Origin of the sequence: Streptomyces sp. NPDC059456 (genome assembly GCF_042750055.1) — a bacterium.
Taxonomy (GTDB): domain Bacteria; phylum Actinomycetota; class Actinomycetes; order Streptomycetales; family Streptomycetaceae; genus Streptomyces.
Genome location: NZ_JBHYVA010000069.1, coordinates 1 through 20,025, shown reverse-complemented (window position 1 = coordinate 20,025; position 20,025 = coordinate 1). Strand labels below are relative to the sequence as shown.

19 protein-coding genes and 1 pseudogene are annotated in these 20,025 nt (G+C 72.8%); 12 read left to right on the top strand and 8 right to left on the bottom strand.

The genetic code is table 11. The features are described 5' to 3' along the window. Window positions 1-165 precede the first annotated feature (165 nt). The 4 genes from ACFXA3_RS09420 (at window position 166) to ACFXA3_RS09405 (ending at window position 4,456) form a co-directional block, all read left to right on the top strand. Complete coding sequence (locus ACFXA3_RS09420; protein WP_385184198.1) at window positions 166-1,725, top strand: B12-binding domain-containing radical SAM protein; 1,560 nt, start codon at window positions 166-168, stop codon at window positions 1,723-1,725. A 61-nt stretch (window positions 1,726-1,786) separates the two neighbouring features. After that, window positions 1,787-2,443 (top strand): leucine efflux protein LeuE, encoded by a 657-nt coding sequence (gene leuE / locus ACFXA3_RS09415; protein WP_385184201.1) that lies wholly within the window; start codon window positions 1,787-1,789, stop codon window positions 2,441-2,443. A gap of 134 nt (window positions 2,444-2,577) precedes the next feature. After that, window positions 2,578-3,606, top strand: a complete 1,029-nt coding sequence (locus ACFXA3_RS09410; protein ID WP_385184195.1) for a hypothetical protein — start codon at window positions 2,578-2,580, stop codon at window positions 3,604-3,606. 112 nt (window positions 3,607-3,718) lie between these two features. After that, window positions 3,719-4,456, top strand: a complete 738-nt coding sequence (locus tag ACFXA3_RS09405; protein WP_385184193.1) for a VOC family protein — start codon at window positions 3,719-3,721, stop codon at window positions 4,454-4,456. Between the two features lie 298 nt (window positions 4,457-4,754). Here ACFXA3_RS09405 and ACFXA3_RS09400 read toward each other — a convergent pair whose 3' ends face one another. After that, a complete protein-coding gene (locus ACFXA3_RS09400) occupies window positions 4,755-5,681 on the bottom strand; it encodes a LysR family transcriptional regulator (RefSeq protein WP_385184190.1) in 927 nt (308 codons plus the stop codon). Window positions 5,682-5,752: 71 nt separating this feature from the next. Between ACFXA3_RS09400 and ACFXA3_RS09395 the strand changes: the two genes are divergently transcribed. The 3 genes from ACFXA3_RS09395 to ACFXA3_RS09385 all read left to right on the top strand — a co-directional run bounded on the left by ACFXA3_RS09395 (window position 5,753) and on the right by ACFXA3_RS09385 (window position 9,249). Then, on the top strand, window positions 5,753-6,640 hold the full coding sequence (locus ACFXA3_RS09395; RefSeq protein WP_385184187.1) for an SDR family NAD(P)-dependent oxidoreductase: 888 nt from the start codon (window positions 5,753-5,755) through the stop codon (window positions 6,638-6,640). Between the two features lie 266 nt (window positions 6,641-6,906). Continuing rightward, window positions 6,907-7,143: a hypothetical protein gene (locus ACFXA3_RS09390; protein ID WP_385184184.1), complete on the top strand. Its 237-nt coding sequence runs from the start codon at window positions 6,907-6,909 to the stop codon at window positions 7,141-7,143. A gap of 270 nt (window positions 7,144-7,413) precedes the next feature. Next, entirely contained in the window at window positions 7,414-9,249 is a 1,836-nt protein-coding gene (locus tag ACFXA3_RS09385; protein WP_385184181.1) for a glycoside hydrolase family 15 protein, read from the top strand. A gap of 19 nt (window positions 9,250-9,268) precedes the next feature. Here the strand turns inward: ACFXA3_RS09385 and ACFXA3_RS09380 are convergent, their stop codons facing one another. Next, window positions 9,269-10,822: a flavin-containing monooxygenase gene (locus ACFXA3_RS09380; protein ID WP_385184179.1), complete on the bottom strand. Its 1,554-nt coding sequence runs from the start codon at window positions 10,820-10,822 to the stop codon at window positions 9,269-9,271. Window positions 10,823-11,259: 437 nt separating this feature from the next. Further along, window positions 11,260-11,466 carry a hypothetical protein gene (locus tag ACFXA3_RS09375; RefSeq protein ID WP_385184177.1) on the bottom strand — a complete coding sequence of 69 codons (207 nt, stop codon included), beginning with the start codon at window positions 11,464-11,466 and terminating at the stop codon, window positions 11,260-11,262. A gap of 63 nt (window positions 11,467-11,529) precedes the next feature. On the opposite strand from ACFXA3_RS09375, the gene ACFXA3_RS09370 reads away from it, so the two are divergent. The 3 genes from ACFXA3_RS09370 (at window position 11,530) to ACFXA3_RS09360 (ending at window position 13,821) form a co-directional block, all read left to right on the top strand. Beyond that, window positions 11,530-12,003, top strand: coding sequence for a hypothetical protein (locus ACFXA3_RS09370; protein WP_385184175.1), 474 nt, complete (start codon window positions 11,530-11,532; stop codon window positions 12,001-12,003). 439 nt (window positions 12,004-12,442) lie between these two features. After that, window positions 12,443-13,033 (top strand): DUF1963 domain-containing protein, encoded by a 591-nt coding sequence (locus ACFXA3_RS09365; RefSeq protein WP_385184172.1) that lies wholly within the window; start codon window positions 12,443-12,445, stop codon window positions 13,031-13,033. Window positions 13,034-13,194: 161 nt separating this feature from the next. Then, window positions 13,195-13,821 carry a GNAT family N-acetyltransferase gene (locus ACFXA3_RS09360; protein ID WP_385184169.1) on the top strand — a complete coding sequence of 209 codons (627 nt, stop codon included), beginning with the start codon at window positions 13,195-13,197 and terminating at the stop codon, window positions 13,819-13,821. Here ACFXA3_RS09360 and ACFXA3_RS09355 read toward each other — a convergent pair. Continuing rightward, complete coding sequence (locus ACFXA3_RS09355; RefSeq protein ID WP_385184166.1) at window positions 13,724-14,179, bottom strand: CPBP family intramembrane glutamic endopeptidase; 456 nt, start codon at window positions 14,177-14,179, stop codon at window positions 13,724-13,726. The two genes, ACFXA3_RS09360 and ACFXA3_RS09355, sit on opposite strands and share 98 nt — an antisense overlap. A gap of 393 nt (window positions 14,180-14,572) precedes the next feature. Here ACFXA3_RS09355 and ACFXA3_RS09350 point away from each other — a divergent pair. Both ACFXA3_RS09350 and ACFXA3_RS09345 read left to right on the top strand, forming a co-directional pair. After that, a pseudogene (locus tag ACFXA3_RS09350) lies at window positions 14,573-14,761 on the top strand (sensor histidine kinase); the annotation flags it as partial. 59 nt (window positions 14,762-14,820) lie between these two features. Continuing rightward, window positions 14,821-15,657, top strand: a complete 837-nt coding sequence (locus ACFXA3_RS09345; RefSeq protein ID WP_385184163.1) for a LuxR C-terminal-related transcriptional regulator — start codon at window positions 14,821-14,823, stop codon at window positions 15,655-15,657. On the opposite strand, the gene ACFXA3_RS09340 is transcribed toward ACFXA3_RS09345, so the two are convergent. The 4 genes from ACFXA3_RS09340 to ACFXA3_RS09325 all read right to left on the bottom strand — a co-directional run bounded on the left by ACFXA3_RS09340 (window position 15,548) and on the right by ACFXA3_RS09325 (window position 19,666). Continuing rightward, complete coding sequence (locus tag ACFXA3_RS09340) at window positions 15,548-17,281, bottom strand: HEXXH motif domain-containing protein (protein WP_385184160.1); 1,734 nt, start codon at window positions 17,279-17,281, stop codon at window positions 15,548-15,550. The two genes, ACFXA3_RS09345 and ACFXA3_RS09340, sit on opposite strands and share 110 nt — an antisense overlap. Window positions 17,282-17,314: 33 nt before the next feature. Then, window positions 17,315-17,524: an aldo/keto reductase gene (locus ACFXA3_RS09335; protein WP_385184158.1), complete on the bottom strand. Its 210-nt coding sequence runs from the start codon at window positions 17,522-17,524 to the stop codon at window positions 17,315-17,317. Between the two features lie 142 nt (window positions 17,525-17,666). After that, window positions 17,667-18,818, bottom strand: a complete 1,152-nt coding sequence (locus ACFXA3_RS09330) for a caspase family protein (protein WP_385184156.1) — start codon at window positions 18,816-18,818, stop codon at window positions 17,667-17,669. Next, entirely contained in the window at window positions 18,815-19,666 is an 852-nt protein-coding gene (locus tag ACFXA3_RS09325) for an alpha/beta fold hydrolase (RefSeq protein WP_385184155.1), read from the bottom strand. The genes ACFXA3_RS09330 and ACFXA3_RS09325 overlap by 4 nt, the downstream gene beginning before the upstream one ends. Window positions 19,667-20,025: the final 359 nt, after the last annotated feature.

The following is a 20,025-nucleotide window of genomic DNA, read 5'->3' as shown; positions in this document are numbered from 1 at the left end:
GGCCCCCCGCGCCCTCGGCCGCCTCGCGCGCCCGCCACCCCCGGGGCGGCGGGGGGCTTGCCGGCCCCCCCCGGCGGGGGAGTCCGCGGAACCAGGATGTCCGGTTTCAAGTGCCACGCTGGCCGATAGGTGCCTCGTACAAGCATATCCCGTGTGCAAATGTTCATGATCCGTGCGGACGTGCTGCCGCCAGCCGTCCGCTTCGCTCCCCCTGCACATGGTGATGGAATGACGCTGAAGCTACTGCTCGCGAACGCCCCCAACCCCACCGACAACAGGAACGCGTCCAACTACGCTTGCTACCCGCACATAGGGATCGTCCAGCTCGCCACGGCGACGCGGGATGCGCTGGGCGACCGCGTCGACATCCGGGTCGTCGACGGCGGCATCGGCAACACCGAGACCGTCCAGCAGTCCGTGCGGGATTTCGCGCCCGATGTCGTCGGCATCAGCGCGCTCACACCCACCTACTCGGAGGCCCTGAAAATCGCCGAGACGGCCAAGGCGTGCGGGGCCGAGGTGGTTCTCGGTGACGACCATGCGATCTTCTTCCCCGAGATGATTCTTCGCAACCGGCCGCAGATCGACTACGTCATCGCCAACGACGGTGGCGAGATCCCGTTCGTGGAACTGATCCGCACGCTCCTCGACGGCACGGGCTTGTTATCCGAGGTGTCGTCACTCGCCTATCGGCGGGACGGCAGGGTGCAGGTCAATCCCGCGCCCAAGTACGCGCTCTCGCTGCGCAACACGATTCCCGATCTGACCTTCATAGACGACGTGCTCGACGTCTATGCCGAGAACTACCGAGAGCAGTTCGGTCATCTCCACGGCCATCATGTGCGGCCGGTGACGGTGAACAACGCCCGTGGCTGCGAAAACGGTCACAAGCGGTGCACCTACTGCTCCATCGCGGATCTGACCGTCAACACGGGTGATCCCCGGGGATTCTGGAAGACGGTCGACCAGTACAACCGCGAGCATGGCATCAACCTCTTCTTCGAGGTCTACGACAGCTTCACCGCCAGCCCCCGCTACGTGGACGCCCTCATCGACGCCACACCGCCGCACCTGAAGCGCCGCATCGACGACGGCGAGCTGGAGGTCATGGTCTACGCGCGCGCCCTCGGACTGACCAAGCGCAACAACGTGGACAAGCTCCGCCGGCTGGGCGTCACACGTGCCAATATCGGGCTGGACGCCGCCGACCCCGAAATGCTCGAGGCTCAGCGCAAGAACAAGACGACCGGCGAGACCAATCTCGAAGCCATCCGCATGCTGAACAAAGCCGGTATCTCGGTTCACGCCTCGTACATCGCCGGAGCGCCGGGCGAACGGCCGGAGACCCTGGACCGCACCATCGCCGGGATCCGCCAGATGCTCGGGGAGGTGGAGCTCTCCTCGGTGGAGTTCTCGCGGTTTATTCCGTTGCCCAACAGTCCCGCATGGGATTTGCTGGTCGACTACGAGCGGCCGAACTTCTTCAAGAGCAGCGAAGAGATCGACGGCTACCTGGCTGCTCTGGGCATCACCGTGACGCGGCAGGACAGGGAGGAGATGTCCGCCAGGTTCGGTGATCAGGACTTGCTCGACATCGACGAGCTGGGCGCTTTCTGGGCGGACAAGTTCACCCACATCACCGAGGGGTACGCCCTTGAGCGCATCAGTGAGGTGGATGCGTTGGTGAGCGCACACAACGTGCGCACGGGAAACAATGTCGGATAGCCGTGCCGTTCCGGGCGCGGTCGCCCACCGGACGCCGGTGGGCGAGGAGAAGGGTGCCGAAATGCTGGGAGTGCAGAATCCGCTGACGTATGCCCTGGGGGCGCTGCTGATCATTCTGCTGCCCGGGCCGAGTTCCTTGTTCACGCTGTCGGTCGCCGCACGCCTGGGGGTCAGGGCCGGCTACCGCTCCGCGACAGGGGTGTTCCTGGGCGAGACCCTGCTCATGGTGGCGACGGCTGCCGGGCTCGCTTCCCTGCTACAGGCCAACGAGCTGGTGTTCGCCGTCGTGAAGTATGCCGGCGCCGGCTACCTGACCTGGATCGCGGTGGGCATGATCCGGGCGGCGTGGGCGATGTGGCGGCGCCGCAACCGCCATACCGCGCAGGAGTCCGCACCCGGGCCCGATCCGTCGGCGGGCGACAAGCTGTTCCGGCGGTCCCTGGTGATCACCCTGCTGAACCCGAAGGCGATCTTGTTCTTCATCTCGTTCTTCGTTCAGTTCGTCGATCCGCAGTACCCCTACCCGGGGCTGTCCTTCGCGCTGCTCGCCGTCGTCTACCAGGTCATCAGCATCGCCTACGTCACCGTGCTGATCTTCAGCGGCACGTACCTCGCCTCGCAGTTCCGCCGCCGGCGGAAGCTGTCGGCGGGCCTCACGACGGCTGCAGGAGCGGTATTCCTCGGCTTCGCCGCGAAGCTGGCCACAACGAGCAACTGAACACGGCGGCGACACCACGCAGCACGGCGGCACGCTCGCGCCCGACCTGTCCGCAGCGAGTCCGCGGACAGGTCGGCCGGCCGGCATCGGCGGTCTTACGATCTTCTTAGGATCGCTTCCTACTCTCGCCGCTCATGACGACCCGACGACTCTCCACCGTGCTCGGCGTTCTCCTCGCCGCGACCCTCTCGCCCTCCGGCCTCGCGCCGACGGCCGCAGCGGCTCCCGCCGGCTCCGGGCCCGTGACCCGGACCCCGGCTCCGGCTCCGGCTCCTGCCCAGTACCTCTACTCCTCGATCGGGGACTTCGACACCGAAGTCAAGCCCTTGGCCGACCGCCCCGACATCGCAGGTGTGCAGGTGGTCGTGCCCTGGAAGGCCCTGGAACCGCAGAAGGGCCAGTACGACTTCTCCGCGGTGGAAGAAGCCCTCAGCTACCTCCAGGCCCGCCACAAGAAGCTGTTCGTCCAGGTACAGGACCGGTTCTTCAGCGCCCCCACACGGCTCCCGAACTACCTGCTCACGGAACCGCAGTACGCGGGCGGCGCCGCGGCGACCACCAACGAGAGCGGACTGGGGCCCGGCGAACCCGGAGCCGTCGCAGCCCAGTGGAACCCCGAGGTGCGCCGGCGCTTCCAGAGCCTGCTCAAGGCGCTGGCCGACCGCTTCGACGGGCGTCTGGCCGGGGTGAACCTTCCGGAGACCGCCACCCAAGTGGATCCGGCCAAGGACCACAGCGGCTACACCGACGAGTCGTACTTCCGGGCCGAACTCGACAACATGGCCTTCGGCGCCAAGGTCTTCAAGCGGACGAAGTTCATCCAGTACGTGAACTTCTGGCCCGGCGAGTGGAACAACGACCACGGCTACATGGCGCGGACCTTCGCATTCGCCCAGGCCCACGGTGTGGGTCTGGGCGGACCGGACGTCCTGCCGAACCGGCAGGCGCAGATGGAAAACTCCTACCCCTTCTTCGAGCGGTACCGCGGGCTGCTCCCCATGGTGGCGATGGCGGTCCAGGAACCGGACTTCGAGTACACCGACCCTTCGACCGGGAAGCCTTACACCAAGGAGGAGTTCGTCGACTTCGGCGGCCGGCGGCTGGGCGCGGACGTGATGTTCTGGGCGACCAGCGCACCCTGGCTCCACCAGCCCGCGTCCTGACGCCCGAGCCACCGGCGGCGGGCCGCCTTCGCAGACCTTGAGCGCGCCGCCACCCACACCGGGGGCGGCCGCGTCACGGCGCGGGCCAGGGGCAGCTCTTAGGATCTGCGGCATGGCAACACGACTTGTGCAGATCACGATGAAGGCCCGGGACGACTCCGCGCTCGGCCGGTTCTGGGCGGAGGCACTCGGCTGGGGTGTGGACAGCGAGGGACCCGGCGTGACCAATCTCGAACCGGTGGGGTTCACCTACCCCGACCCCGTGGCCGTCTGCATCGACATCGTCGCCGGTCCCGAGCCCAAGACGGTCAAGAACCGGGTGCACCTCGATCTGGCCACCACCTCGACCGCCCATCAGACGGAGTTGGTCGCCCGCCTGCGGGATCTCGGCGCGACGCTCGCCGACGTGGGTCAGGGCGACGTCCCCTGGACGGTCATGGCGGACCCCGAGGGCAACGAGTTCTGCGTCCTGGAACCCCGCCCGGTCTACCGGGACACCGGGCCGATCGCCGCGGTGGTCGTCGACTGCACCGACCCGCGGGAGATGGCCCGGTTCTGGGGCGAGGCGATGGACTGGACGCTCCACCAGGTGACCGACGACCAGGCGACCATGCGCTCCGCCCAAGGCGTCGGTCCCTACCTGGAATTCCTCCGCACCCCCGACACCAAGAGCGGGTGGAACCGCGTCCACCTCGACGTCCGCCCCTACCCCGGTGACGACCTGGCAGCGGAGGCGGCCCGGCTGCGCGCCCTGGGAGCCACCGACCCAGGTATCGACCAGTCAGCCATCCCCTGGACGGTACTGGCCGACCCGGAAGGCAACGAGTTCTGCCTCCTCACCCCTCGCTGACCCCGAACGACCGCTCCAGCCGGTTGTGCACGGCTGTGCCCCCGGGCGCAAGCCCGTCGGATCTCGTGCAGCAGCTCCGGGTAGTGCTCGCCGTACGTGTGCAGCGCGTGCCACACCGCGTCGAGGGCAGCCTTGAGCGGGGAGGCATCGGCGGTCGCTCGGGAGGCACGGGGCATCCTTCGTCGGGGACGGCCTCGGGGCCCTTGTCGGGCACGCCGTCGAGTGCCCGGCATCATGCCGCAGGCCACGGACAACAGGACTCGGGGGACCGCCGGGACGCAGGCTCTCCTCGACGTGTTCAGGGGGCGTCAGCGGCGTTGTCGAGGGCGGCGGTTCGCAGTGCGGCCGCCAGGCGGGTCACGGGCTCCGCCGGCGGCTGGGGGAGCCGGGCGAGGAGCAGCCGCCGCAGCTCCTGCGGGCCGCCGCGCACCGGCAGGACGCGGACGCCGGGGGGTGCGGCGGAGGCCAGCCCGGCGGTCACGGTCGTGAGCCCGCAGCCCGCGGCCACGAGGTGGAGCTTCGCCAGCCAGTCACGGGCCGTGTGAACGATCTCGGGCCGCTCGTCCAGGCCCGGCCACACCCCCATGAGCCGGTCCGTGCCCGACGGAGGCCCCGCGATCCACTGCTGTCCGCGCAGGTCGGCCACGTCGACGTAGTCCCCGCGGGCCAGCGGGTGGGCCGCGGGGACGGCCAGGCAGAGGGCGCGTTCCGTGAGCGTCTGGAGCGCCAGCGGGGGCGACTCGTCATCCGGCGTGCGGAACGGAGGCGCCGACGCCAGCAGGGCGAGATCGATGCTGCCCGCCCGCAGGGCCCGTACCAGTGCCGGGGTGGTCCCTTCGCGGCTGATCACGCGCAGGCCGGGGTCGCTGCGCCGCAGCGCGGCGAGGGCCTGCGGAACCAGGGTCGTACCGGCGGTGGGCAGCCAGCCCAGACGCACGGTGCCGCCCGGTTCGGGCCGGCCGGACAGCTCCCGCGCGGTCGCCTCGATCTCGTCGAGCACCACCGTCGCCCGGCGCATGACGATCCGTCCGGCCGGCGTCAGCCGGACACCGTCGCGCCGCCGCTCCAGCAGCTCGCCGCCCGCGGCCCGCTCGATCGAGGCGATCTGCCGGGACACCGCCGACTGGGTGTACCCCAGCGATTCCGCGGCCGCGGTGAACGTTCCCCGCTCGGCGACGGCGCGGAACACCCGCAGCGAGGTCAGCGACACATCCGTGAAGTCCATGACGTTCACGCATACCACGTGTGCACAAGTTTCGTTGGACTCATGGACCGGCGGTTCCTAGCGTCACGGACATGAACCCTCCCCGGATCGCCCTCGTCACGGGCGCCAACCAGGGCCTCGGCCGGGCCCTCGTCGAAGGCCTCGCGGCCCGTATGGGCGGCGAGGACCTGGTCCTGCTCACCGGCCGCAGTGAACCGCGGGTCATGCAGGCCGCCCGCGAGGCCGGGCGGCTGCCCGGTACCCGCGCCCGGGTACGGGGCCGGGTCCTCGACGTCACCGACACCGACTCCATCACCGAGCTGGCCGGCGAACTGCGGGTCCGGTACGGCGGCGTCGACGTGGTGATCTCCAACGCCGTCGCGCGCCTGCTGCCGGACGAGTCGCAGGCCGCGAGGGCCGACGAGTTCATCGACGTGTCCAACACCGCCACCCACGCCGCCCTGCGCTTCTTCGGGCCCGTCCTGCGCCCGGGCGGCCGGCTGCTCGTGGTGGCGAGCAGCCTGGGCACCCTCGGCCGCCTCGACCCACGGCTCCGGCACTTGTTCGACGGCGCGACCCTCGACCAGGTCGAGTACGCCGTCGAGTCCTGGCGCACCGCCGTCCACCACAACACCGCGCAGGAGGCGGGGTGGCCGCGCTGGCTGAACGTTCCCTCGAAGGTGGCCCAGGTGGCCGCCGTGCGCGCCGTCGCCGCCGTACGCCGCGAGCACGACCTCGCCACCGGCACCCTGATCGCCGCGGTCTGCCCCGGCATGGTCGACACGGCCACTTCACGGCCGTGGTTCAGCGACTACAGCCAGGCCCGGTCACCGTCCGAGGCGGCGCGCACGATCCTCGACCTCGTCTTCACCGAGCACGTCGATCCCGCCCTCTACGGGGAGCTGATCCGCTTCGGCAAAGCCCTGGACTGGCACGGTGGGACGCCCCCGGTGGAGCAGGACGGCATGCTCACCCCCTGAACCCGAGCCGGCCCGGCCGTCCGGCCTCCACCGTGGCCGTCCGCGACGTGGCCGCGGGCTCGTGTCGTAGCCGGCAGTCCGGAACCTGCCATGTCTGTTCCGGTTGCCGGTGGTGATCGCGTATCGTGCGCCGCGGCGCCGTGGCGTCCGGTGCTCGGTGCTTGGCGCTCAGTGCTCGGCCGCTCCACGTGAGGGATGAACGCCGGCCTCGTCGCTGCGCGGCAGCTTCGGCCGGATCTGACGGCTTCGGACATTGGGGTGGCCCGATGGGTGGGTTCACGGCGTGGCTGTTGCGCCACGTGACGGACGAAGGGGCGATCGGGGAGCTGGCCAGGCTGGCCTCCGCGGATCCGCACTGGCCGGTGGGCCCTGACCGGCTTCGGACCTTCACGGACCACCTGGAGGGCGCCGATGCCGCGCGGGCCGTCCTGCAGGACCTGACGGACGCATGGGTCCGCTACGCCTCCCACCGGGTGACCGGCGCTGCACCGGGCAGGTCCTGACCGGGCCGGCCGCGAGCGGTTCGCCGGGGACGGCGCGGAGTCCACGACGGAGGCGTACGCTGGGGCCATCTCCCGGTATCCGCGCTGATGCGGGGAGAACAGTCAGGTCTGGACCACTGGTGCCCGCCCTCGGGGCAGGGTTGCGGTCCTGTTCAGACGCGCGGCACCCGTCGCCGAAACCCGTCTTCACCCGGAGCGGCTGCCGACCGGGCCCGCTCCGCGCCGGTACGTACGCCTCCAGGCCCGGGCCGCAGCGGCAGGGAGGCCGTCATGGCGTTCGACACGACTGGTTTCGGGCAGGCGGAAGGCGGCCGTTACACCCCGATCTCCGAGCACGGCCTGATCGGTGACCTCCGTACGACCGCCCTGGTCGGCACGAACGGCACCATCGACTGGTACTGCTGCCCGCGCTTCGATGCGCCCAGCGTCTTCGGGTCCATCCTCGACGCCGACCGCGGAGGGTCGTTCGAGCTGGCCGCCGAGGTCCCCACCCGAACCAGACAGTTCTACTTCCCCGACACGAACGTGCTGATCACGCGGTTCTTCGCGGCGGACGGGGTGGCGGAGATCCAGGACTTCATGCCGGTGGTCGACGAATCGCGCGAGGCGGCCCGGCACCGGCTGATCCGGCGGGTGATCTGCGTCCGCGGAACCCTTCCGTTCGGGGCGCGGATCGCCCCCCGCTTCGGCTACGGCGCCGAAGCGCACACCACGCACCTCGAAGGCCACACGGCGGTGTTCCGTTCCCCGTCACTGACGCTCGCGCTGACCGCCACCGCACCCCTGGAAACCGACGGCCTGGACGTGTGGTCGCACTTCAAGCTCCTTGAGGGAGAGTCCCACGTGTTCGCCCTCGACCAGGTCGGCGACGACGTCCCGCCCCGGTCGTGCCCGCGCGCCGAGGCGCAGGAGCAGGCCGAGGCGACCGTCCGCTTCTGGCGCCACTGGCTGGCCGGCTCGCGCTACCACGGGCGGTGGCGGGAGATGGTCAACCGCTCCGCGCTGCTGCTGAAGCTGCTCACCTACGCACCGACCGGTGCGATCGTCGCCGCACCGACCACCAGCCTGCCCGAGCAGATCGGCGGCGAGCGCAACTGGGACTACCGCTACGTCTGGGTCCGCGACGCCGCCTTCTGCGTCTACGCGATGCTGCGCCTGGGGTTCACCTCGGAGGCCGAGGCGTTCATGGGGTTCATCTCCGAGCGGGGCATCCTGCGCGGCACGGGGGACACCGGTCCGTTGCAGATCATGTACGGCATCGACGGGCGCACCGACCTGCCCGAATACGAGCTCGCGCACCTGGAGGGATACCTCGGCTCCGCGCCGGTCCGGGTGGGCAACGCCGCCACCGGCCAGCTCCAGCTGGACATCTACGGTGCGCTGATCGACTCGATCTACCTCTACGACAAGTGGGGGCAGCCGATCAGCAGCGACCGCTGGGACGAGGTCGGTGCCGTGGTGGACTGGCTGTGCGAGCACTGGGACCAGCCCGACGAGGGAGTGTGGGAGACCAGGGCGGGCCGGCGGAACTTCGTGTACTCGCGGCTGATGTGCTGGGTGGCGCTGGAGCGCGCGATGCGCATGGCGAACCGCCGCGGTCTGCCGGCCGACCTGACCCGCTGGCGGGAATCCCGGGACGCCATCTACCGGCAGATCATGCGGCGCGGCTGGTCGGCCGAGCGGGCAGCGTTCGTCCAAGGGCTGGACGGCCACGTGCTGGACGCCTCGCTGCTGATGATGCCGATGGCCAAGTTCGTCTCGCCCACCGACCCCAAGTGGCTCTCCACCCTGGACGCACTCACCACGGACCTGGTCTCCGACTCCCTCGTCTACCGCTACGACCCGACCACCAGCCCGGACGGCCTGCACGGCCCCGAGGGCACCTTCTCGATCTGCTCCTTCTGGTACGTGGAGGCGCTGGCCCGCGCCGGCCGGCTGGAGGAGGCCAGGCTCGCCTTCGAGAAGATGCTCACCTACGCCAACCACCTCGGTCTGTTCGCGGAGGAGATCGGCCCGACCGGCGAACAGCTCGGCAACTTCCCGCAGGCCTTCACCCACCTCTCGCTGATCAGCGCCGCCTTCAACCTCGACCGCGCGCTGGGCTGAGCCGGCCCCACCCGCCGCGTCAGCTCGGCTGCCCGTGGGCGGGGGCCGGGACGGCGTCGTCCTGCGCCGCCCGTGGGGCGGGCACGGGAGCGAGTGCGGGCTGCCAGTCGTAGGCGGCGGGGTCGAAGCGGTTGAGGCGGCGCGTGAGCCGAGGGGTGGACCAGGGCCAGGCGAAGGTGTTGCGGCCGCTGGAGGTGAGGTAGTAGCTGGTGCAGCCGCCGGTGTTGTAGACCGTGGTCGCCAGTGCCGCTTGTACGGCGCTGTTGTGGGCGTCCTGAACCCCGGGCCGGACCTCCAGGGCCGGGCTGCCGTTCCGGTCGAGATGGGCCAGGGCTGCGGTGAGGTAGCCGAGTTGGGCTTCCAGCACGGTGATGGCGGACGTGGATCCGCCGAGCAGGTTGGGCCCCAGCAGCAGGAAGAGGTTGGGGAAGCCGCTGACGGTGGTGCCGAGGTAGGCCTGCGGCTCGCCGCCCCAGACGTCGTGCAGGCTCCGGCCGTCCGTCCCGTACAGGGTTTTGGCCAGGGGGAGTTCGCCGACGCGGAATCCGGTGGCGGTGATGAGGACGTCGGTCTCGGCGGCCGTGCCGTCGGCGCCGACGATCTCGTTGCCCCGCACGGCGCTCACCGCGGTGGGGTGCAGGCGCACGTGCGGCCGGCGCAGGGCGGGGTAGTAGGTGCTGGAGGTGAGCAGACGCTTGCACCCCAGCCGGTAGTCGGGCGTGAGGGCCCGGCGCAGCCGCGGATCGGGAACGGAGAGCCGAAGGTGTGCCCGGGCCCCGGCTTCGAGGAGGCGGGCCAGCCCGGGGTGGCGGAAGGCACAGCCGAAGCCTTCCTGGAGGGCGTACTGGGACGCGCGCAGGGCGCGGCGGGCGCCGAGCAGCCGGCCCACCACCCGGTGGAACGCGGGGGACAGGGCCAGGTCGGGCTTGGGCAGCACCCACTGGGGGGTGCGCTGGAAGAGGTGCACCGCCGCCGCCCGTTCGGTGATGGCGGGGACGACCTGCACGGCCGAGGCGCCGCTGCCGACCACGCTCACCCGCTTCCCGGCCACATCGATGCCGTCGTCCCACCGGGCGGTGTGCAGGACGGGGCCGGCGAATCCGTCGAGCCCCGGCACGTCCAACGGGCGCGGGACGTGCCACGGACCGGTGGCCATGACCAGGACCGCGGCGCTGTAGGAACCGTCGCTGGTCTCCAGCCGCCAGCGCCCGGCCACCGCATCCCACCGGGCCGTGCGCAGGACCACGCCGCAGCGCAGCACCTCCGCGAGGCCGTACCGCTCGGCCGTGGTGGCGAGGTAGGTGCGGATCTCCTCCTGGCCGGCGAACACGCGGCTCCAGGCCGTGTCCGGGGTGAAGGAGTAGCTGTAGAGCGTCGAGGGTACGTCGCAGGCACAGCCCGGATAGGTGTTCTCCCGCCACGTACCGCCCAGCTGTTGTGCCTTCTCCAGCACCACCACGTCGCGATACCCCGCCTCACGCAGCCGGATGGCCGCGCCGAGCCCAGAGAACCCCGCCCCGATCACCGCGACCCGCACGTGCCGGGCGTCCCGCCCGCCCTGCACGGGAATCACCGTGCCCCTCCTGCCGGGGCCGGCGCCACCGCACCCTGCCACGGGGTACCGCTCATGCTCGTCGACCGGGGGCACCGGAAACTCTTCAGCAACGCCATGCGAGGCATGATCTCCCCACTTTCCGGCCGCCGTTGCTCCGCGGCCGGCGGCCACGGTCCGGTGGAGAAACGTCCCGTCCTGGATGTCCGGCGTCGTCGTGGTGGGACGTCGAGGTCCCCCGAACGGGGCATGCCCCGGCTCGCACGAGGGCCTCGCCCGCCGGACGCCCTCAGCCCAAAGGAGGAAGGCCATGCCCGGCGCTGCCCGTACTCACCCGCACCAACGTTCTCACCCGGGGCGGCAACGGCAACCGCGACCCCATTGACCCGGCCGCTGCTTCGCGCCGCCGTCCGCCCCCATTCCCGAAGGCGCCAAGACCTCCCTGCAGGTGGCGGCCGTCACCGGAACCACAGGCCGGACGTACGGCGCGTCCGGCGGTCCGCCGCGGTCCGGCGCGGCCGCACGACGCCCAGGTCCACCGCACCCGGGAGCACGTCATCCGCGACACCACCGCAGTCCGCCGGTCGTGCAAGCTGTTCGAGGACCTCGCCCCCAAGAGGCCTGCCGGCCCCCGAACCCAGCTCCTCGGCACGGCCGGTCCGCACGGCCGGACGCTGCCGGCCCGCGCCCGTGAGCAGTACCCCGAACCCGGAAGGAGACCCGCCCCGTTGACCCGCACGCCCGACGTCGTCACCGTTGCCTCCCTCGACACGCACCGTCTGATCGTCACGCTGCCCAACCAGGGCCCCGCCGACGTACGCTCGAACCTCCCGCGCGCCACCGCCGCCGCCATGCTGCGCCGCCTCGCCGACGAGCTCGACGCCGAGCAGCTGCGCGCGGCCCTGCCCGGAGAAGCGTGCGCCACCCTCGCCCGCCGGCTCGCCCGCCGCCACCGGCCCGCTGAAGCAGCGCGGCTCGCAGCCGCCGCCCTCGCCCACCACACCCGTGAACTCGCCGCCATGCTCGACGCCGCCCTCGACCGAGGCATCCCCGCCGAAGCCCCGTCGGTCGGCCGGCACCTGGTCTCGATGCTGCACAGCCACGCCGCCGAACTCGACAGCCCGCCCCGGACCGCCGTCGACGACGTGCTCGACCTCGCGGTCGCCCGCCGCGCCCGCCTCACCCGCCGCACACAGCGCTGAGCAGCCGGACCGCCGAGTCCCGCGGCCCCGCACCGGGCACGGGCCTCGCAGTCCCGTGGCCCCGGCGGCCCGGCCTGGTCCTGCGCCCGGGGTCAGGCCGCCGCCGCGCCCGGGCGATGCAGAAGAGTGTGAGCGGCGGAGGAGGGGACGGCCCCGGCCGCCCACCGGCCCGGGGTCATCGGCCGCTCGTCCGTCGCGGCCTCGCGCAGCGCCTCCAGCGGAGCGACCCGCCCCGCCCGCCGGGAGGCGGCGCGGGCACCCGCAAGCGCCACCAGCGCACCGGTGCAGAACGCCGCCTACGGGGGCCGGCTCCGGTCGTCCTCGATCCCATACGTGACCTGCGCCGGCCCGGCCTGCGGGCGAGCTGCTCCCTCTCATCGAGTGTCGATGACCGCCCCCACCTCCCGACCCGCCGCACCCCTGCGCATACATTCCCGCCATGACGATGCTCCTCCTCGATGGCGGGCCGGTCGCCCCGGACGCCCCGGTCACCCGTATCGGCGGCGTCCCCCTGGCCCCCGTCGGCACCGCATGGCCGGCCTGCGCCGTATGCGCCGCGCCCCTGCAGTTCCTCGCCCAGATCCACCTCGGCGACCTCCCCGGCCACACCGCCCCCACCGCGGGGATGCTGACCCTGTTCATGTGTGCGAACCGCCCCGGACAGTGCGCACAGTGGAGCCCCGGCGCGGGCGGCAACCTCGCCCTGCTGCTGCCCGCCGACGGCCTGCGGCCCGTACCGGCCCCCGACGGCGCGGCTCGGGACCTCCTCGGACTCGGAACCGTCCGCGCCGCCGTAGCCGCGCAGACGGCACCCGCCGGCGCGACGATCCTGGGCCGGCTCGGCGGTACGCCCGACTGGCTCCAGTACGACGAGACACCCGACTGCCCCGCCTGCGCACAGCCCATGGACTTCCTCGCCGAACTGGCAGAAGGCCCCGACCCCGTCACCGCGATGAACTTCGGCTCCGGACGCGGCTACGCGCACGCCTGCACCCCCTGCGGCCGGGCCGCATTCCTCTGGCAGTGCTGACCGCCACCCGGCCGGACGCGCCGCCGACCAGCACCAAGTCCCCCGGTCCCGAGGGAGTCGAAAGCGGTTGCGTCCCGGTCGGCACGTGTCCGCGGACCGCTGTCGGAGCCAGGTCGGAAAAGGGGTGGCAGGCCCGGCAGGCCGATGGTGAAGATCACGGCATGAGCGATTTCCTGGAGACCGACCGGCTCGTCCTGCGCGCGTTCACGGAGGCCGACACCGGCCACCTGTTCGCCCTGGACAACGACCCCGAGGTCATGCGCTTCATCAACGGCGGCCGCCCCACCAGCCACCAGACGATCGAGACGGTGACCATGCCCCGGCTCCTGCACGACTACGCCTGCTGGGGGACGCGCGGATACTGGGCCGCACGGGAGAAGTCGACGGGCACCTTCCTGGGCTGGTTCGAGTTCCGGCCGTTGGAGGAGCACAGCCCTGCCGTGGTCGAGCTCGGCTACCGGCTGCGCCGGGCGGCGTGGGGGCGCGGCTACGCCACCGAAGGATCGCGGGCCCTGATCCGCAAGGGGTTCACCGACCTGGACGTCGAGCGGGTCACGGCGAACACGATGGCCGTCAACGCCGCGTCCCGTGGCGTGATGGAGAAGTCCGGCCTTTCGTTCGTGAGGCACTTCACCGGCGACTGGCCCGAGGCGATCGAAGGCTCCGAGCACGGCGAGGTCGAGTACGAGGTCACGCGGGCCCGGTGGGAACGGGCGAGCCAGCGTTTCGCCGGCGGTGGGCCAGCCACAGGCCCAGCACGGCGAGCGAGCTCGCCGACCAGGTCGTGACGCTCAGCGGCCCGGCGAGCAGCGGGTCGACGACCCGGGCCGAGACGTGCCGGGTCAGTGGCAGCGCGAACTCGTTGAGCGACAGGTGCGCGGCGACGGCCGCCCACACCGCCCCGGTGGACAGCCGGACCGCGGCGATCACCGTTCCGAGCAGCACGGCGGTCACCACGGCGACGGGTATGCCCAGCAGCAGCGGACGCCCGGGGTGGCTTCCGCCGAGCGCGGTCATCGGAACGTGCCACGCCCCCCGGATCGCGCCGCCGATCAGCAGGCCGCGGATCCTGCCGTGGCGTAGCAACCGGGGCAGCAGGTAGCCCTGCCGGCCGAGTTCCTCGCCGAAGTACAGCGGAACGGACACCTGCACGCTCGCTCAGCAGGAGCGGAGCGAGCGTGCCGGCGCCGGGCACGTGCGCGGGGGCGTACCAGCCGACGAGCGTGGAAACGGTCAGGCCGACGGCGGTGAGGCCGAGCGGGATCGTGACCGCGATCGCGACGGAGCGGACTTCGTGCCGCCACGGTGTGGCCCGTGCGAGCCCGAGGGCCCGCACGGCCTCGCGCGGCCCCCGGTGGCGTGCTGGTGGCGGTGCTGTCGGACCCGGCGACCGGCCGGGACCTGCGCTCCGTCCACCCGCCGGTCCTCGCCGACCGGGGTCTCGCCGGCGTGGTCTCGGCGGTCCTCGCCCGCTGCCCGCTACCCGCCACCGGTCGACTCGGCGAACTCGGCGACGTACCCGCGCAGGTCGAGGTCGCCGTGTGCTTCGCCATCACCGAGGCGCTCACCCACGCGGCCAAGCACGGACACGCCGATTCCGTGGCGGTCACCCTGACCGGGGTCGGCGGCACGGTCCGCGCGGAGATCATCGACGACGGCCGAGGCGGAGCGGCCGAGGGCCGCGGCACCGGGTTGCGCGGCATGCGGCAGCGCAGCGAGGCGGTCGACGGCGTACTGCGGGTGCAGAGCCCGCCCGGCGGCCCCACCGTGATCACCCTGGAGTGCCCGTGCGCATCCCGATCGCAGAAGACAACGCCCTGCTCGCGCAAGGACTTTCCGCGATGCTGGAGGCCCTGGGCAACGAGGTGCTCGCCACGACCGAGGACGCCGAGTCCTTCGTGGCGGCAGCGGTCGCCCACCGGCCGGACGTCGCGGTGGTGGACGTCCGCCCGCCCCCGACCTTCACCGACGAGGGCATCAGGGCCGTGCTGCGGGCCGGGGAACGGGTCCCCGGCCTCCCGGTCCTCGTGCTCTCCCAGTACGCCGAGGACACGTACGCCCGCGAGCTGATCGCCGATGGTACCGGTGTCGGCTGCCTGCTCAAGGACCGCGTCGCCCGCGTCGACGACTTCCTCGACGCGCTGCACCGCGTGGCGGCCGGCGGAACGGCACTGGACCCCGACGTGGTCCGGCAACTGCTCGTGACACGCGGCAGCCCGTTGGCCCGGCTCACGGAACGCGAACGCGAAGTACTCGCGATGATGGCCCAGGGATGCGGCAACACCGAGATCGCCGATCGCCTCGTCGTCACCGAGCGGGCCGTGCACGAGCACGTGGGGAACGTCTTCGTGAAGCTCGACCTCCCGCCCGAGGACAGCGGCCACCGGCGTGTCCTCGCGGTACTCGCCCACCTCGGCGCCCCCAGCGAGCCGCCTCAACAGCCCCCCTCCCGGAACACCCCCGGCGCGGACCACACGACGCGGGCCGAGCCGGCGCGCCGGCCGAGCGCAGGGACTACGCCCCCGCCAGCCAGGCGGCGGCCTCCCGTAGTTCCTCCGGCGTGCCCGGGGCCAGGGCCGCCAGGCGTTCCGGGCGGGACAAGAGGCGCCGGTGGGCCGGGGTGAGCGCGGCCTCGGCCAGCAGCCAGCCGCTGAGGGCGTGCGGATCCGTGGGGGAGCGGCGCAGGGTCTCGGCGTAGAGGGCCCGGGCCGTGCGCGGGGCCCCGGCGACGAGCTGGGCGTCCGCACCGGCCGGCGCGTGCGGCGGATCGCGGTAGAGGCGGGCGCGCGGGTCGTGCCACGGCCCCGGCGGGCCGGCCAGGACCGGCCGGTGGGCACCGGCCGGCGGGGGAGCGCCGCCCGCGGCGAACGCCGAGACCAGCGCGGCCCGTTCGGGCTCGTCGCAGCGCAGGTTGCGCAGCCGCCACTCGACGAGGTGGCTCTGTGCGGCGCCCCGCGCCCGCTCCGCCGTCCGCGGTGCCACGGGCTCGCGGAGCCAGCCGTCGAGGGTGGCCGCCAGCCCGTGCAGCAGCCGGGTGCCGGGTGCGGTGAGCCGGGCCCGGGTCAGCAGCGTACGGACGATCAGACGGGTCTGCAGGCGGCGCAGCGCGAAGTGGAACCCCGCGATCCCGGGGTCCGCCTCCGGGTCGGCCATACGGTCACGCCAGAAACCGGTGACCCCCGTGAACGCGTACGCGCCGTGCAGCAGCCCGGTGGCGTGACGCGGGTCGGGCCGCCACGGCGCGTAGTGGATCTCGGCGCCGTCGTCGTGGAGCAGGGGGAAGAGATGGAGCAGCGCCCCGAGCTTGCTGTGCTGGAACTCGTGCACCATCGCCTCGGCGAGTGCCAGCGCGTCGGGCGGGCGGGAGACGACCATGGAACCGAAGGCGTCCGAGGTGGTCGCGCTGACCAGTACGTCGGTGGGGGCGGGGCCCGGCGCGGTCGATGCCGTACGGGTCGGCCCGCCCGGCTCCGGGAGGTCCGCGGGGACGATGCGCCGGATCTCGGCCACCCGCAGCCCGCCCGGCGCGTCCGGCGAGGGACCCGCCAGGATGGCCGCGGCCTCGGTGTACAGCCGTTGCCAGCGCTCCGCCTCCGCCCCGGACAGCGGCTGCGGGGTGACCGGTTCGTCCAGGTCGCGGTACGGGTCCAGGTCGTCCAGCCAGGTCGAGGTGCCGGCGAAGGTGCGCGCCGGGGTCCAGTGGCTGCGCCAGGCCCCGTCCAGCGGGCGGACCAGGATCGTGCGGCCGCCCGAGGCCAGGTGCAGATCGCCGTCCCGCAGCCGGGCCCGGGCCGTGCCGTGGCCCTGAAGACCGCCGATCCGGGCCAGGCCCAGGGTGGGCAGGGACAGCCCGCCGTCCAGCAGGGGCACGTCCAGCTCGACGTCCAGCCCGGCAAGGATGCGTGCGGTCAGCGAGAGGGCGCACAGGTGCCCGGCATCCGCCCACAGCGGCGGGCCGCCCGCCGTGCCGTGGAGGCGACGCACCATGTGCGCCGTCCAGCAGCCCATGTGCGGGCTCATCAACAAGGCCTCGCACGCGTCCGGTTCGGCTTCGGCCGCCTCGGCGAACAGCTCCCAGACCGGTGCGACCGGGCCCAGTTCGCCCAGTGCGTCCGGCAGTTCGTTCAGCCGGTCCAGCAGCTCACCCAGGAGCATCAGGCGCCTGGTGCGTTCGGCGCGGACCAGGAACGCGACCGCTTCGGGGGAGCCGCCGCCCGAGGCGAGTTCGTCGAACCGGGCGGCGGGCATCCGTAACCGCGCTTCGTGCTCCTGCGGCGCCATCTACTCGGCCCTGGCCCCGCCGGTCGGATTGCTGTGCCCCATGGTGTTGCTCCGGGCACGGCGGGCCTGGGCGAGCAGCCGTCGGCTGCGCACCTGCGCGGGAACGCCGCGCATCGCGGCGAGGCTCACCCCGGTCAGATCCGCGAGATCGGATTCGACGTGCTCGGCGCGGTCCGCACCGGGACGGTCCGCGCTGGCCGGCTCATGCAACGTGCTTCCCCCTTCATGTGCCCCTCTCCCACCGATCGGGCGGGGCGTGTCGCCGGCGCTGCCGGAGTCACCTCCATGATGACGAACGGGGGCTGTGTCGAAAAGCCCATGTGATCAAGCCATTTGACACTGTCCCGGCCCGTCACCCGGCGGGTCGCGGTCCGGCACACGCGTGGACGGCCGCCTCCAGGGCCACGGCCCGCTGCTCGTCGTCGTCCAGCAGGGTGACCGCGGCGTGGAGCAGCCACAGCTCTCCGGGCACCTCGCTCAGGGCCCGGACGATCCCGATGAGGTCGGTGCGCGGCTTGGCGTGCCTGCGCATCCGTTCCACGGTGCGGGTTGCCTCGCCCAACTCCTCGACGATCGCCTGCCGTTCCTCGGGGTCGGTCATCATCGGGTAGGCGAGCAGGGCGCCGATCAGGCGTTCCATCGGCCGGGCGGGTGCGTTCGCCACCCCTGCTGCGCCCCGCGGTCCCGCCGCCGCGGGGGCCGGTGGCGCCGGGTGCTCGGACCGCTGGGGCCCGTAGAACCAGAGCATCGGCAGCTGCTCGGTACGCCGCTCGGCCCGCAGGTGCTCCACCCGCTCCCGGACGTCCCGGAACAGTGCCTCCGGATCCGGCCACTGCGGCGCGCCCGCGCCGACCGCGCCGCGCCCGCTGTCAAGGGCCTCCAGGACACTGGCCGAGAACAGACCTGTGCCGCGGGCGGGATCGTTCACGGCCCGCTGTCCCCGGGTCGCCGCCAGCAGCAGCGTCTGGTCGTGGGACTGCACCCGCCGTCCCACGGGCAGCGTCTCGGCGGGCAGCGTGTGCTGGAAGCCGTACTCCTCCTCGAACGTCTGGCAGGCGTCCACGATCCAGATCTGCCGGCCGAAGCCGGGCAACGCGTCGCTGGCCAGGGTCCGGCGCATCGAGTCCAGGTCGAGGTTGCGCTTGTCGGCGGTGGCGGCGTCCGCGCAGAACAGCCGCAACCGCTCCGCCCGGTCCAGCACCCCGTGCCCGCCCCACCACACCCACAGCGCCTCGCCCCGCAGGGAGTGCAGCCCGGACACCACCAGCTGCCGCAGCGTCGCGTGGTCGGCGGGCCGGTACGGTACGCCCGGATCGGTCAGCGGGTCGAGGTGGAGCAGGACGTTCTGCTCCGGTACGCCGGCTCGCAGCAGCCAGGACCGGAAGCGCAGGGCGTCCCCGGCGGGCCCGGGCAGGTCCCAGCCGCCCCCGGCGGCGTACCGTTCGATGCCCACGACCACCGCGAAGGTGCGCTCCGGCGCGGGCGGAGCCGCGGTCCCCGTCACGACAGTCGGGCCGCGATCTCGCGGTAGACGGCCGGATTGGTCCAGTAGGCGCTGTGCGCGGCCGGGAACGGCTGCCGGTTGTCTACCTCGACGTCGGTCACCCGGTCGGGGAACAGCCCCGCCCCGAGGTAGCCGAGCAGGTCCCGCCGGTCATAGACGTTCAGCCAGTCGGGCACGTGCCGCGGCAGCGGCTGTGGGTGGGTGAGCCCGGGCAGGGCCCCGCTCTCGTACAGGAACGGCCCCTGGGACCCCACCGTGACCAGCAGTTCCACGTGCGGCAGCGGCGCGGTGACCAGGGTGTCCAGGGCGATGATGCCGCCGAGGCTGTGCCCGACCACGACCACCGGTGCCGGCAGCTCCTCGATCAGTTCCCGCAGCCTCTGCCGTACGGCCCCGCCCCGGGCCAGGTAGCGCAAGACGTCGGCGGCGGCCGGATGGGCGGCCTCGGTCAGCGCCCGGCGGCGCCGGACCGCGGCGTGCGAGGCGAGCCGGAGCGCCGGCCGGGCGAGCAGTGCTCCGAGGCCCCGCTCGGAGCCCGCAGGCCGGGCCCCCATGAGTTCGGCCAGGGCCGCCACGGCCGCGTCCCGGGCCCCGCCGTCGGGGACGACGGGCGCGTCCTCGGCGAGTACGGCGGACAGCGCCGCCGCGACCACCGCCCGGGCCAGCAGCAGGGCGAGGTCCTCGTCGTCGGGCAGACCGCTCGCCGCCCGGCCCGGCAGCGGGCTGCGGGCGAGCGCCAGAGCGGCCTCGGCCAGGTGCCGTTCCGGTACGCCGCTGCGTTCGGCGACACCGGCCGTCTTCCCGTCGAGGGCGGCCAGCAGCGCCCGGGGACGCTCCCCGGGGATCACGGCGCCCAAGGGCAGTTCGCCGGGGGCGGCCGGGCCTTCGGCGGCGACCAGGGCCAGTTCGACGAGCGGATCGCGGTACAGGTCGGCCCAGCGCTCGCTGTCGGTGTCCTCGGCCGGGGCCGCGCCGGGCGCCTCGCCGAGGCCGCCGCGGCTGCGTCCGCCCGGCTGCGGCAGGGACAGGCCACCGGCCGCCAGCGTCGCGCCGAACTCCCCGCCCCAGTAGAACGGGACCGGGCGGAGGGGCCGGGGCCCGGGGGCCCCCCCCGCCCCGGAAACCCCCGACAGCCCCCCTTAACCCGGGTCCCCGACCCCCCGGCGCGGGGTTTAAAAATGCCGCGTCATCAACCCCCCCCCCCCCG

Coding starts and splice junctions, on each gene's coding strand:
- ACFXA3_RS09420 (WP_385184198.1), top strand. CDS start 166: ATGATCCGTGCGGACGTGCTGCCGCCAGCCGTCCGCTTCGCTCCCCCT.
- leuE (WP_385184201.1), top strand. CDS start 1,787: ATGCTGGGAGTGCAGAATCCGCTGACGTATGCCCTGGGGGCGCTGCTG.
- ACFXA3_RS09410 (WP_385184195.1), top strand. CDS start 2,578: ATGACGACCCGACGACTCTCCACCGTGCTCGGCGTTCTCCTCGCCGCG.
- ACFXA3_RS09405 (WP_385184193.1), top strand. CDS start 3,719: ATGGCAACACGACTTGTGCAGATCACGATGAAGGCCCGGGACGACTCC.
- ACFXA3_RS09400 (WP_385184190.1), bottom strand. CDS start 5,681: ATGGACTTCACGGATGTGTCGCTGACCTCGCTGCGGGTGTTCCGCGCC.
- ACFXA3_RS09395 (WP_385184187.1), top strand. CDS start 5,753: ATGAACCCTCCCCGGATCGCCCTCGTCACGGGCGCCAACCAGGGCCTC.
- ACFXA3_RS09390 (WP_385184184.1), top strand. CDS start 6,907: ATGGGTGGGTTCACGGCGTGGCTGTTGCGCCACGTGACGGACGAAGGG.
- ACFXA3_RS09385 (WP_385184181.1), top strand. CDS start 7,414: ATGGCGTTCGACACGACTGGTTTCGGGCAGGCGGAAGGCGGCCGTTAC.
- ACFXA3_RS09365 (WP_385184172.1), top strand. CDS start 12,443: ATGACGATGCTCCTCCTCGATGGCGGGCCGGTCGCCCCGGACGCCCCG.
- ACFXA3_RS09360 (WP_385184169.1), top strand. CDS start 13,195: ATGAGCGATTTCCTGGAGACCGACCGGCTCGTCCTGCGCGCGTTCACG.
- ACFXA3_RS09340 (WP_385184160.1), bottom strand. CDS start 17,281: ATGCCCGCCGCCCGGTTCGACGAACTCGCCTCGGGCGGCGGCTCCCCC.